Below are 13,259 nucleotides of genomic sequence, written 5' to 3'. Positions count from 1 at the left end.
GTATGATCCTGATGGGCTATCCTCCAATAATTTTAAGGATCATACCCGGCTTAACAGCAGGAGGATCCTTGAGTTTATTAATCACCCTGATTTCTTCTTCTGTTGCTCCTTTGAATTGTTCTGCTATGGACGATAAGGTATCGCCTTCCTTCACCCGGTAGGAAATTATAGAATCGAAACCTGATGCACCGATGCTCTTCCTAACAGTTCTTTGGTTTTGAAAAAACAGGTTATTTGCCGCTTGTAATTGTCCGGCTGTTATTGCTTTTCCGTTCAGCACATCATCAACCAGACTGTAATATACTTTGCGCGTAAGCGGAATAACCAGATTCTGAGGCTTCTCCGGACTCCCTTTAATGGTTTGCTGAATATAGGAAGGGTTTAATAGCGTAATCTCATCAATGGTCATATTGCTGGCCGCCGCAATTGAGCCCAAAGAAACGGTGCTGCTTACCGGTATGGTTTTCGTTTCCACTGTTATTTCTGCTTCTCCCGGTTTAATATCATGTTTCCAATAATTATTCATGATATATACAGTTGCAATATAAGCAGGGACATAATTTTGTGTTTCCAGGGGTAAATAAGGTCTGATCGACCAGTAATCAGTTTTGCCTCCAGCTTTCTCCATAGCCCACTTGATGTTGTTTCTTCCGCAGTTATAAGAGGCGATTGCCATTAACCAGTCATCATACATATAATACGACTCCAGCAGGTAGCTTGCCGCAGCATTACAGGCTAGTTTAGGATCTTTACGTTCATCAATCCAATCATTGATTTGCAGACCATATAACTTACCTATCTCATACAAAAATTGCCATGGACCAGTTGCGCCCATATGCGATACAGCATGCGGATCCAACGAGGACTCAATTACCGAGATATACTTGAGTTCTTCAGGCACATTACGATTTTCAAATATCTTGTCATAAATAGGAAAATAGTATTTGGAGAGACCCAGCATTCTTGAAACCCGGCTCTTTTGCCCTCGTACATAGCTATCTATATACTTTTGCACCTCTGCATTGTAGGTTAAAGGAACCCTGTTCTGGATAGACTGAAGTGAGCGTTTATAAACTAAGGAATCAGATAGACTGATTGCACTGTTTCTTGAAGTCAGATTGCCAGTTGATGGAGCAACAGCAAAAGTGCTGCCGAAAGAACCAACAAGCAAAAAAAGGGCTAATGCCGCATTTTTAATCATTATATATCGCTTATAGCCAAATAATTCTGTTAAGATGAATGGGGCGTCAGGAATAATTTACTGAATTTTAGTCACTTCCATTAAATATTTCGAAAAAGCAAGTAACTCTGATTCACCAAAACGTTTCCCAATGAGTTGAATACCTAACGGTAGGTTTTGCGAGTTATTACGTATGGGAAGTGAGATGGCCGGAATTCCTGCCAGCGAAGCCTGTACCGTAAAAATATCTGCCAGGTACATCACAACCGGATCTTCGGTCTTTTCCCCTAATCCAAAAGCGGGTCCTGGAGATGTAGGAAGGAGGATGAAGTCATGATCCCGCAGGATCTCGTCCGTCTTCTCCCGGATTAATCTTCTTACCTGCTGCGCCTTGCCATAAAAAGAATCATAATGTCCGGCACTTAATACAAATGTCCCCAATAAAATCCGGCGTTTTACTTCAGTGCCAAATCCTTCAGAACGGGATTTCTTGTACGTAGATTCCAAATCTACAGCATTGGGACTTCTATAACCATAATGAACACCATCATAGCGGGCTAAGTTTGATGACGATTCTGCCATCGTTAATATGTAATAAGTAGGAACTACATAATTCAGATACGGAAACGAAATAGGCTCTACGATATGACCTTCGTCTTGTAGTTTTTTTATAGTGGCTTCGGAGAGTGCCTTGACTTCAGGATCGAGCCCCTCAGAATTCAATGTTTCCGGTAAATAAGCAATTCGTTTTTTCCCTTCGAAAGTAAGTTCCTGTGAATACAGGGGAACAGGCTTGGAAGATGAGGTGCTATCGTATTCGTCACGTCCTGCGATGACCTCCATAATAAGGGCAGCATCTTCAACGGAATTCGTTAAAGGGCCAACCTGGTCAAATGAAGACGCATAGGCCACAATACCATGCCTTGATACGCGTCCATATGTAGGCTTAAGTCCTACGATACCACAAAAAGAAGCAGGTTGCCTTACGGAACCTCCTGTGTCTGTTCCTAGTGCGGCCATACATAATCCTGCTTGCACAGCTACCGCAGAGCCCCCTGAGGAGCCTCCGGAAACCTTCGTGTTATCTGCATAGTTCTTCACCGGCCCGAAATAAGAGTTTTCATTAGAGCCGCCCATTGCAAATTCGTCACAATTCAGCCTGCCAATAATGATCACATCTTCTGCAAGCATGCGTTCCACTACCGTAGAGGAAAATATAGAGACATAATTTTCAAGGATCTTTGATCCGGCAGATACGCCGTGATCCTTGTAGCAAATCAAATCTTTGATACCTATTACCATCCCGGCGAGTTTACCTGCAGTCCCGTTCATGATTTTCTCATTTACGGTCAGCGCAAGGTCCAGTGCTTCCTGCTCATATACTTCAATGAAAGCATTTAAATGAGCTTCTTCCTGAATTCTTCGCAGGTAATGTTCTACTACTGTTGTTAAATTGAGTTTACCCTTTTTGATCTTTAACTGTAAGACGTTTAAAGGAATATACGGTTCCATGGCGTGAAGGTACATAATTCCATTAAACCGAAAAACCCCATATCCTGCATTTTTTGCATTATATGGGGTAATCTGTTAATAAAAGAAGTTTTTATTCAGAATCTTAATACTTTTTGGGGTCGTTTTCTTTAACGGGATCAGTACCGTCACCATCTTTACCTTCTTTAAATTCCTTAACGCCTCTTCCTAGTCCGCGCATTAACTCAGGGATTTTCTTACCACCAAAAAGTAGCAGTAAAGCAACCACGATGAGTATAATTTCGGGTGCTCCCAATCCAATTAATAAAATTGTGTTTACCATGTTAAAGATTTATATGAGGTTTCTCAGTCTGTTGAAATGGAGGTGACGGTGCTGCTATAGCTTCCGGTAATTCATTTTTAGAAGTTTCTGGCTCTGGATATTTGTTTTCCGTGTCCACTTGCATATTGTCACTAACATCGTTGATATTACGCTGAATTTCACGTTTAACACCATCTGAAGCATCTTTAAATTCACGGATACCTTTACCCAATCCTCTAGCCAGTTCTGGTAATTTCTTACCTCCGAACAATAAAAGGATGGCGAACATGATTAACATGAGTTCGGGTGTGCCCATATTAAGAAATAATAATACTGAAGTCAGCATGATCTAAATGTTTATATTACAAAGATATAAATAAAATTAAACGCCATTTGTTTACGCTTATTATTAAATGACCGGAAATTGATTTAGTTGGCTAACCAGGCTTCCGGATTCATTGGCGTACTGCCTTTCCATATCTCCAGATGTACATCAGAGCTTCCATCAGAAGGATCACTGGCAACAGTGCCTATTCCTTGTTTTACACTTACTTTTTGTCCCTTTGACACGTTCACTGCGCGCAGGTTGGTGTATACGGTAAAGTATTCCCCATGACGGATGATGATTGCACTGGAGGAACCCATGTTCAGTACACTGGTTACGGTACCGGCAAATATGGCACGGACACTTGCCCCTTCATTGGTCTGGATGTTGACCCCATTGTTTTCCGTAGAAACATTTCCAATGTTATGTCTTCCAAATCTTTCTACAATCGTTCCGTTGGCAACCGGCCATGGCAGACTTCCTCTATTTCCTGTAAAATCAGAAGTCATTTTTGCTGATTCTGGAGTAGCGGATAATACTTTAGTACCTGTGGCCACTGGTTTAGCTACTACATCATCTCCTTTTGCTGCTGCTGCACGGGCAGCTGCAGCTGCTAAGGCTACAGCTTTTTTTCGTTCAACTTCTATTTCCCTGCGGATCGTAGCTTCTATCGCCCGGTTAAGACGTGCTGATTCCCTTTGTTTTTGAGACAGCTCCTTTCTCAGTTCTTTTTCCTGCTTACTTAATTTACTCAGCTGTACCGATTGATTGCTTTTTTCTTTTCCCAGCGTTACTTTTTCTTTTTCCTGATCCTGAAGCAAGGTGCTCTTTTCTCTTTTATTATGATCGAGCTGCACAATCTTATATCCCAGATCTTTTTGGGTCTGCTGAATGTAATTGGCCTGCTTACGACGGTAGTCGCCAAATTGCTGTAAGTATTTTAATCTTTTATAGGCCTGATTAAAATCGGTTGAAGCAAAGATAAACATGAGCTTACTATACGAACTTTGATTCCTAAAGGCAAAGAGAATCATGGCGGCATACTCCTTTTTTAACCTGTTTAACTGGCTCTGAAGGGATCGTACATTATTGGAGTTTTCTGAAATCTGATTGTCGAGGAGCCGAACTTCCGAATTAATGGTCGTAATCTTTTCCTGACGAAGTCTGATCTGCGCATTTAATGCATTAATTTGCCGGAGTGACAAACGTTTGTTATTCACAACCTTATTTTGCGATTTCCGCAGCATCTCAATCTCGCGTGTAAGCGATTCTTTGCGCCGTTTTAATTCTGAACTGCTTTGTGCAAAAGTTGTTCCTGCAATTAGTATAAATGTGAAGATGAAGAAAACCCGAATCAAACTCATGGGCACAAATCTATTTAATTAATCCTTTACTGTAAACCTTTTAGGGACACTGAATGGAAAATCCAGCGATTCATTCACAGAAACACTGGTATATTTTAAATCAATCTTAATATTTCTGTTTGTTGCATTTGAGCTCAAATTTATAGAATAGGGGAGCTTGCGTCCGTTTACTGCTTGAAAATCAGCATATTTTGCAATCAGTCGCTGTCCTTTCGGATCCTGCAATGTGTTTTCAACTACTTTGTTATTTGCATTCATAATCAGTTTATAAAGCATACCACTGAGGGCAGAAGTAATTTGAGTTTGATTTTCATGGACGCTGAAAATGGAAGATTCGGTTACCGTACCTTCAATGGCGTTCCCTAAAAATAAATTTTGAAGCGTACCGAAAGTGATCTGTTTGTTGGCGTATTGGTAAATATAGCTGAATGGTTTTGCTGTATACAAGCTCTGTATGCGGTTTAATACCTTAATGCTATCGGGGGTAATGAGTACACGCGCTACTTCAATACCCGCTATAGCAGTAACCGAAATCCAGATAATGCTTTTATTCTGCATCCGGATGTTCATACTGACATCATTGGAATTGGTGTTGATCATTAAACCAACTTTTGATTTCGCCGAAAGCGTGGTAAATTCAAATGCGCTGGAGTTGATGGCCGCAATTACAGCTGATTTATTGCTGGTCACTTTCACAACAGGTGGTACTACCGCTGGTTTTGCTTCCTTTCTTGTCTTGCACCCAAAACCTGATAAGATCACACTTAACAGAACCAGGAGTTTAATCTGTGTATTTCTTTTCATTTATTTTCTTATCCAAGATTGCCGACTTGACGCCTAATTCTTTCGCTTTAATCCAATATTCAACAGCCTGTTTTTCCTGTCTCAGATGAAACAGGATGTCGCCGTAATGTTCTAACTGCACACCGTTCTCTTTGTTGTTTTTAATTGCCTTTTCCATCCATATCCGTGCATCGTCATACTTATTTTGTTTAAAAAGCACCCAGGCATAGGTATCCTGAAAGGAGGCGTTTTCCGGCTGAAGTTCGTTTGTTTGCTTGGACATTTCAGCCGCTCTTTCCAAACGCTCTACCCGTAGCGATAAAAAGTAGGCATAATTGTTTAGTGCGAATGCATTTATCGGATCCAGCTGAAGCGCTTTATCAAAGGCAGCATCCGATTCTTTGTATTTTTTTAAGCTGTTTAATGAATTTGCCAGACTGGCATAAACCTGCGACTGATACACCGCATTTTCAGGATCAATACTTGCGGCTTTAAGGAAGTTGACAATTGCTTTCTCATGATTATTTTGACCCGCATAGGCTATGCCGGTAAACAAGTACAAGGGAGATCGCTCAGGGAATAACACCAGGGCCTCTTCTCCATCTTTAATCACGGAGTTATAATTGCCTTCAGCAGTTTCAATCTGCAGTAATTGCTCCCAAACCTGAAATACATTTTTGTTTAATTTTAAAGCTTCTTTATAGGCGATTTTTGCTCCGGTAAAGTTATCAGATTGTGCCTGTAAATCGCCAAAAATTGCAAAGCCTTTTGGGTCGGCAGGATGCATTTTGGTCGTTAATAGTGCCAGCGCGGTTGCTTCAGATAGAGAAGTAGGATTTTTTAACTTTGGAAAGTACGACAGGATAATCTGCATTTTAATATCAATGTCTACCGCAGGGTCGGATACCACCTTTTTTAATTCAGTGAAAGCTTCGCTGTCTTTTCCGTCAGATCGGTAAATATCTGCCATAAGCAGAATTACATAAGGGTTTTGGGTATCTACCTCATGTGCCTGTTTTAATACAGTTAAAGCTTTGTCTTTTGCCCCTGTTTTAATATATAATTCACTTATCGCTAAATAGTTACTCGCATTAGATGGGTCTTTCTTGATCGATTCTTTTAAGGAAGCGATTGCTTTTAGAGGGTCATCCTGATTAATAACCAGACGTTGTTTTAGTGTTTCTAAATCGTCAGATGGGCCGAAACGGTTTTCTATAGCCTGATAGGTGAGCTGGGCTTCTTTAGTCTTTTTCAACAGAACATAGGCATTTGCCTTGTCGAGGTAATACATCTGCGAGTCAGGATCTATCCGGATCAGGTTATCCAGTACAGCGGGCAGCTTATCAATCTTTTGTCTCTGTTTATAAATATCCGATAACAGCAGAAAATACCACTTATTAGAAGGATTGGCATCCGTAGCTTTTTTTGCATATTCTTCTGCCAGGTCATCTTTCTGCTGGGCGCGGTATAGGTTGCTGAGTTCGTATAAAGCGGCATCATTTAAAGGATCTTTTTTAATCACCTCCTTGAAATACACTTCAGCCTGATCTGATCGGCCAGATGTTTTTTCTTTCAGGCCTGCAAAAAAATCGTTTCTTACTTCAATGCTGTCAATGCCGCTTAGCACCTTTGCAGGTGATGTACTGCCTGCTTTATTTTTAACCTGCGCATAGCTGAACCCTGCTGACCAAAGTGCAAAGGCAATAAGAAACGTTTTCTTTAACATGTATTATACCCCTGTATGTCCGTAACCTCCAGCGCCACGGTTTGTTTCATTTAAAATAGTTGCATTTTCCCAAAGAACCTGTTCATGTCTGGCAATAATCATCTGAGCAATACGGTCACCACTCTTAATTTGGAAATCGGTATCTGATAAATTGATCAGCAAGATCTTAAGTTCTCCCCTGTAATCAGCATCAATAGTTCCAGGTGAATTTAATACCGTAATGCCAAATTTAAGAGCTAAACCGCTTCTTGGGCGGATCTGAGCTTCAAAACCCTGTGGCAATTCAATAAATAAACCACTCGGGATCAGCATACGTTGAAAAGGCTTTAGCGTAAGTTCTTCAGTAATAAAAGCCCTTATATCCATTCCGGCCGAAAAAGCCGTTTCATATGCTGGTAATTGATTATTTGATTTATTGATTACTTTAACGTTCATGTGTATGGTATAGTATTAATTTATGTTTCCTGTTATTATTTTACGCAGGTCTTTTCTTTCTACATAAGCGAGGCCTGCTGCAAATGCGATGAATAAGATGTTTCCGGCAATTAAATTGCGGTTTAAAAAATGATAGGATATGATGACAATAATCACCGCTGTACTTAAATAAGCGAGTGCCTTCTTCACATCATAGGGTATAGGATAATGTTTTTGCCCTGTCAAATATGACATCACCATCATGGTAGTATAGGCGGTAAAGGAGATCCAGGCCGAAGCGATATACCCGTATTCAGGAATGAAGAGCACGTTTAACACGATGGTTAGTATGGCCCCTATTCCTGAGATATATAAGCCAAACCGGGTTTGATCGGAAAGCTTATACCAGATGGACAAATTCATATAGATCCCCAAACTAACGTATCCTAAAAGAAGGATTGGGATGATTTTTAATCCTGACCAGTACAATTCGCGCTGAACGGGATTGTCTGAGCCGATAAAATGCTTTAGGATCTCAATATTTGCCGCTATTCCCACAAAGATTAATGAAATAGCTATAATGAAATAATTCATGATCTTACTGTAGGTCTCTCCTGAGTTTTTATTTTTAGCATGACTGAAAAAGAAAGGTTCTGCCCCTAACCTAAATGCTTGAATGAAGATCATCAGGAATATTGCAATCTTTCCGCAAGCCCCATAGATCCCTGCTTCCTGAGCTCCATTATTAGGAGGCAAAAGTTCTTTCAAAAAGATCTTATCCGAATTTTCATTTATGATAAAAGACAGGTTGGCTATTAGTACCGGAAAACTGTAGCTCAGCATATCTAAAACCAGTGGTTTATCAAAACTGAATTTTAGTTTTCTGAATTCCGGCAACAAAAACAATAGTGTCAGACAACTGGCTACCAGGTTGGAGATAAATACATATCCTAACCAGCCTTCACGATACCAGGGGGTAAAGTATTCGGCCAGAAATCCCTTATTGGCAATGATAGAAGGAACAGTAACAAGTAGAAATAGATTAAACCCTATAAAAGATAAGATGTTCAGTATCCGGATCATGCCAAAGCGTAACGGTCGTCCATCTGCTCTGAGTCGTGCAAAAGGAATCACACTCAGCGAATCGACCACCAGAATCAGAATGAAAAACCGGACGTAATGTTCATAATCAGACAGACTGGTTGTATCGTCGCTCAATAACCATAAGGCAATGTTTCCCGAAAAAACAAACGCAATAACCAGGAAAATGGAGCATAGAAACAGAATAATAATAAACGTATTGCTGTATACCTTTTCTTTGTCGTGTTCTGATTTGTTTAAATACCTGAAAAAAGTGGTTTCCATGCCGAAAGCCAAAACCGCATTTAATATGGATGCCCAGGCATACATATTAATAAATACACCGTAAACTTTTGCAGGATAAAGCTTTACATATAGCTTGGTGAGCAGGAAACTAAGTACACGTGATAGTACTGTACTTAATCCATAAATAACAGTTTGTCCGGCAAATTTCTTTAAGGTTGACAATTACAGATCGTTTATATACTATGTCTTTTTACGACCTCAAAGTTAAGGTAGTTTTTTAATTCGCCTTCCGTTACCTCTACTTTTTCTACAATTGCTCGATCGGGACCTGTTTTGCACCAATCTACCAAAAAGTCAAGTGAAAACTTGTCACCTTCCGCTTCGATATAAACATAACCGTCTTTTTCGTTTTTGATCAGTCCGGTGATCGACAATTGATTAGCGATTGCCTTTGTTGCCGCCCTGAAAGATACACCCTGGACCTTACCATATATAATGATTGTGATATGCTTCATCTGCAAATAACCTCTATTAACCCGTTAAACAATTTTTTGCACACTAGAATCATCACTGAGCTGAAGTCCTTCTACATGAGTAATTAAATTAATCCCCGGACTTTTACCAACCGTAAAACTCCCGTAATCAGCGTCGATATTTAGAAATTTCGCTCCATTTATAGTTGCCCATTCAATAGTTTGCTCCAAGCGTAAAGAGGGAAAATAACGATGCAACGTCTTTAACTCAGAAAGAATGCTCAAATCATCATTGGAAGCCAGGCTGTCCGTTCCCAGGGTGATTACCAGATCATTTTTTATAAAAAGATCTATCTTGGGAAGTTTGTTTTCAATATACATGTTTGCATTAGGACACAAACACCAGAAGATATCCCTGTCTGTGCGTTTTGTAGAGTAAATATCTTTCAAGGTGGTATACGTGTTATGCACCAGCAAAATTTTCTGATTTTTTGAAAGATGAGGTAAAATAGATTGTATAGAACTCCTTGCCTGCGCTTTAAAGAAATCTATATCCAGATTCATGCCCTTGTAGAAATCCAGAAAAAGTCCTTTTTTATAGCGAAATAGTGCGTTCTCTTCTTCACTTTCCTGATTATGAATAGACATCAGACTTTCTGATTGTCCGCAAAAATGGCTGATAAAACGTAATAGTTCTTTCGATATGGAATAGGGAGCATGAGGTACAATCGAAGATTTTAAAGGCGCAAAGGATTCATTTAGTTCAACAGCCGAACGGAAGATATCTTTCGCTTTATCAGGATCGAAGCCCAGTGCTTCTACAAAGGTATGGTAGTGAATAGTGCTTTTTAACTTCACATCGCGCGAATCAATCGTGTTTGAAACATCGCCAACCGCTACAATACCGTTATCCGTCATGCGCTGATCTGCAATTTGCATGGCTTCCATATAGTCCTTTGTACGCAATCTGTCCTTGCTTATAACCTCTTGTATAAAAGGAATCAGGCCTGTTTTTTTTTCAACTTTTCCCTTCAACCAGGAAAGTTCCAGATGGCAATGGGTATTAACAAAACCTGGGACGAGGATCCCGCTAAAACGCTGAACGATTGAGGTGTCGGGCAACTTTAACTCGTCTTCCTGATAGATGCCTTGAATAACATTTCTGTCATCCAACTCGATATATCCATTTTGGATAGGAGGTCCGGATGCGGTAAGAATATAGTCTGCCGAATAATAAGTATTCATATATAAGGGATAACAGAATTATTCTGCATGGATAAACGTCTGTTATTATTAATTTCTTATAACAATAATACGAATTTATTAACTGGAGTTTTTAATTTATATGAAATTTGTTTCAATTGCAGGATCCTTGCAGTATGATTATAATGATGCTCAGATTATTAAGTACATTTGCGCTGTGAATGAGATTGTTAAAAAAAAAGAGATAAGAAATATTTCTATAGAGGATTTAAAAGGAATTCTTGCTGTTGAAGGCGAGCCGGCTTTTAGAGCTAAACAAATTTTAGAATGGTTATGGATGAAATCTGCCCAGACTTTCGACGAAATGAGTAATCTGCCAAAGGCGTTGCGTGAAAAACTCAATAACAGATTCACTATTAATGCTATAACAATTCATCAGTCTCAACATAGTTCAGACAAGACGATTAAAAACACATTCCGTTTATTTGATAATAATATTATCGAAGGCGTATTAATTCCTACTGCGGAGCGCATGACTGCATGTGTAAGCTCTCAGGTAGGTTGTAGTTTATCCTGTAAGTTTTGTGCCACAGGTTATATGGACCGGAAGCGAAATCTGGATGCAGGTGAAATCTACGATCAGGTTGTACTCATCGATCAGCAGGCAAAGGCAAACTACGACATCCCTCTTTCTAATATTGTTTATATGGGAATGGGCGAACCGTTGTTGAACTATGCGAATGTAATGCGCTCGATTGATAGGCTGACTGCTGAGGATGGTTTGAATATGTCGCCAAAGCGTATCACCGTTTCTACTGCGGGAATTGCAAAGATGATTAAAAAATTAGGCGACGATCAGGTCAAGTTTAATCTGGCCCTTTCTCTTCATGCTGCAAATGATGCCAAGCGAAATGAGATCATGCCCATTAATGAGCAGAATACCTTGAAGGCACTTGCTGAATCGCTAAAATACTATTTCTTAAAAACCAAGAATCCCGTTACTTACGAATATATTCTGTTTGATGATTTTAACGATAGCTTAGAAGACGCTGCTGAACTGGCTAAGTTCTGTAGACATATTCCCTGCAAGGTTAATATCATTGAATATAATCCGATATCATTTGCCTCGTTCCAAAATGCCGAAGAAGATAAAACAGAAGCTTTTGCTGCTTTTTTAAAGAAACAAGGGGTGATTACGAATATCAGGAGAAGTAGGGGGAAGGATATTGACGCGGCTTGCGGACAGCTGGCCATAAAAGAAAGCTAACCCGCACATGCTTCATGTGGTTAAACAATATGCGGAAGATTTTTTATCCCTGTTTTTCCCTAAGGTATGTTGTGCCTGCGGAAAACACCTTATTGCGTATGAAAATCTGCTCTGTACAGCTTGTATCTACAATTTACCTTATACCAATTTTCACTTGCAACCCGATAACCCGGTTGCCCGACAGTTTTGGGGCCGAGTTCCTCTTGTTTATGCCTGCGCCTTTCTCTATTTTCATAAACACACCAATGTTCAGGATTTAATCCATCAACTGAAGTATAAAAATAAGCCGGAGCTTGGTCACCTGATCGGGAGGATGTATGGAAAAGTACTCCATGAACTCGTTCATTCCTCGGGTACAGATCTTCTGATTCCTGTGCCGCTGCATCATTCCCGACTTAATGAAAGGGGGTATAACCAAAGCAATTGTATAGCAGTTGGCCTCTCTTCCGTGTTAGAGATCCCGGTATCGGAGAAGTATTTACTAAGACATAAAGCAACAGATACCCAAACGCATAAAAACAGGTTTTCTCGTTTTGAAAACATGACAGAGGTATTTACCCTGGAGCACGCTCATGAACTAGAAGGTAAACATATTTTGCTGGTTGATGATGTGGTTACTACCGGGGCAACGTTGGAAGCGTGTGCTTCAATGTTGCTGACCATTCCGGGGGTACGTGTTAGTATAGTCAGTATCGCCTTTGCACATTAGTATTTATTTTTATTTGAATTAATTATGATATTAAATTCAGCTGAGTTGCTTGGCGAGCGGACAAGGTGCGGAGGATGTGCGACTTAGGTCCGGGTAATCTGCCTGATAATTAAGATGATCACTATATTAAAAATACGAATAATATATTTTAAAATAAATAAAACAATATTAATGTAACATAAACACTTTTTCGTCGTATAAGTATATGAGAGCGTTAATTTAGATAGAAGAAGTCGGAAACCATATCGGTTCCCGGCTTTTTCTTCTTTAGTTCTTATTTAAAGCAGCATTATTCAAAAGGTCTGAGATCTTAAGCCTTAATTCAGCTTGTACAAAAGGTTTAATGATGTACCCATTCATACCCGACAACATAATTTCATCCAGATCATTCTGCATCACAGAGGCTGTTAAAGCTATTATAGGAAGGCTTTTAAACTGGCCCTTATTGTAACATCTGATTGTTCGCGCAGCTTCAAATCCATCCATAACAGGCATGTGCACATCCATCAAAACAACGTCGTAAGGTCTGCTTGTCACCTTTTCAACAGCAACCTGGCCATTCTCGGCAAATTCTACATGAATACCCCATGTGCTCAGTAGTTTGTTAACCAAAAATCTATTAATTTCGTTGTCTTCGACAACGAGGATCTTACCTGTTAATGGAAGTTCTGAATTCATTATGAGCGATGTTGCTAAA

The 13,259-nt window shown here is 39.8% G+C and carries 14 protein-coding genes; 2 read left to right on the top strand and 12 right to left on the bottom strand.

Annotated features, from left to right (window positions below):
* Window positions 1-16: 16 nt before the first annotated feature.
* The 11 genes from BFL47_RS15250 to BFL47_RS15205 all read right to left on the bottom strand — a co-directional run bounded on the left by BFL47_RS15250 (window position 17) and on the right by BFL47_RS15205 (window position 10,628).
* Window positions 17-1,201, bottom strand: coding sequence for a lytic transglycosylase domain-containing protein (locus tag BFL47_RS15250; protein WP_069660662.1), 1,185 nt, complete (start codon window positions 1,199-1,201; stop codon window positions 17-19).
* A 57-nt stretch (window positions 1,202-1,258) separates the two neighbouring features.
* Entirely contained in the window at window positions 1,259-2,692 is a 1,434-nt protein-coding gene (gene gatA, locus BFL47_RS15245; protein WP_069660661.1) for an Asp-tRNA(Asn)/Glu-tRNA(Gln) amidotransferase subunit GatA, read from the bottom strand.
* A 103-nt stretch (window positions 2,693-2,795) separates the two neighbouring features.
* Window positions 2,796-2,993, bottom strand: a complete 198-nt coding sequence (tatA, locus tag BFL47_RS15240) for a twin-arginine translocase TatA/TatE family subunit (RefSeq protein ID WP_069660660.1) — start codon at window positions 2,991-2,993, stop codon at window positions 2,796-2,798.
* A gap of 1 nt (window position 2,994) precedes the next feature.
* Window positions 2,995-3,318 carry a Sec-independent protein translocase subunit TatA/TatB gene (locus tag BFL47_RS20425; protein ID WP_211480976.1) on the bottom strand — a complete coding sequence of 108 codons (324 nt, stop codon included), beginning with the start codon at window positions 3,316-3,318 and terminating at the stop codon, window positions 2,995-2,997.
* Window positions 3,319-3,401: 83 nt separating this feature from the next.
* On the bottom strand, window positions 3,402-4,661 hold the full coding sequence (locus BFL47_RS15235) for a murein hydrolase activator EnvC family protein (protein WP_069660659.1): 1,260 nt from the start codon (window positions 4,659-4,661) through the stop codon (window positions 3,402-3,404).
* 18 nt (window positions 4,662-4,679) lie between these two features.
* The gene (locus BFL47_RS15230) at window positions 4,680-5,465 is read right to left on the bottom strand and encodes a DUF4292 domain-containing protein (RefSeq protein ID WP_069660658.1); all 786 of its coding nucleotides are present in this window, start codon (window positions 5,463-5,465) and stop codon (window positions 4,680-4,682) included.
* The gene (locus BFL47_RS15225; protein ID WP_069660657.1) at window positions 5,443-7,170 is read right to left on the bottom strand and encodes a tetratricopeptide repeat protein; all 1,728 of its coding nucleotides are present in this window, start codon (window positions 7,168-7,170) and stop codon (window positions 5,443-5,445) included. Before BFL47_RS15225 ends, BFL47_RS15230 begins: the two co-directional genes overlap by 23 nt.
* Before the next feature lie 3 nt (window positions 7,171-7,173).
* Window positions 7,174-7,605, bottom strand: a complete 432-nt coding sequence (dut, locus tag BFL47_RS15220; RefSeq protein ID WP_069660656.1) for a dUTP diphosphatase — start codon at window positions 7,603-7,605, stop codon at window positions 7,174-7,176.
* 15 nt (window positions 7,606-7,620) lie between these two features.
* On the bottom strand, window positions 7,621-9,132 hold the full coding sequence (locus tag BFL47_RS15215) for a lipopolysaccharide biosynthesis protein (protein ID WP_170827331.1): 1,512 nt from the start codon (window positions 9,130-9,132) through the stop codon (window positions 7,621-7,623).
* Between the two features lie 11 nt (window positions 9,133-9,143).
* Complete coding sequence (locus BFL47_RS15210; protein ID WP_069660655.1) at window positions 9,144-9,425, bottom strand: acylphosphatase; 282 nt, start codon at window positions 9,423-9,425, stop codon at window positions 9,144-9,146.
* Between the two features lie 24 nt (window positions 9,426-9,449).
* Window positions 9,450-10,628: an amidohydrolase family protein gene (locus BFL47_RS15205; protein WP_069660654.1), complete on the bottom strand. Its 1,179-nt coding sequence runs from the start codon at window positions 10,626-10,628 to the stop codon at window positions 9,450-9,452.
* Window positions 10,629-10,728: 100 nt separating this feature from the next.
* Here BFL47_RS15205 and rlmN point away from each other — a divergent pair, with 100 nt between their 5' ends.
* Entirely contained in the window at window positions 10,729-11,853 is a 1,125-nt protein-coding gene (rlmN, locus tag BFL47_RS15200; RefSeq protein ID WP_245681386.1) for a 23S rRNA (adenine(2503)-C(2))-methyltransferase RlmN, read from the top strand.
* A gap of 7 nt (window positions 11,854-11,860) precedes the next feature.
* Window positions 11,861-12,562: a ComF family protein gene (locus BFL47_RS15195; protein WP_069660653.1), complete on the top strand. Its 702-nt coding sequence runs from the start codon at window positions 11,861-11,863 to the stop codon at window positions 12,560-12,562.
* Window positions 12,563-12,829: 267 nt separating this feature from the next.
* Here BFL47_RS15195 and BFL47_RS15190 read toward each other — a convergent pair whose 3' ends face one another.
* Entirely contained in the window at window positions 12,830-13,240 is a 411-nt protein-coding gene (locus tag BFL47_RS15190; RefSeq protein WP_069660652.1) for a response regulator, read from the bottom strand.
* Window positions 13,241-13,259 lie beyond the last annotated feature (19 nt).

It is taken from the genome of Arcticibacter eurypsychrophilus (genome assembly GCF_001730525.1).
GTDB lineage: Bacteria > Bacteroidota > Bacteroidia > Sphingobacteriales > Sphingobacteriaceae > Arcticibacter > Arcticibacter eurypsychrophilus.
This window is presented reverse-complemented; position numbering and strand designations above follow the sequence as displayed.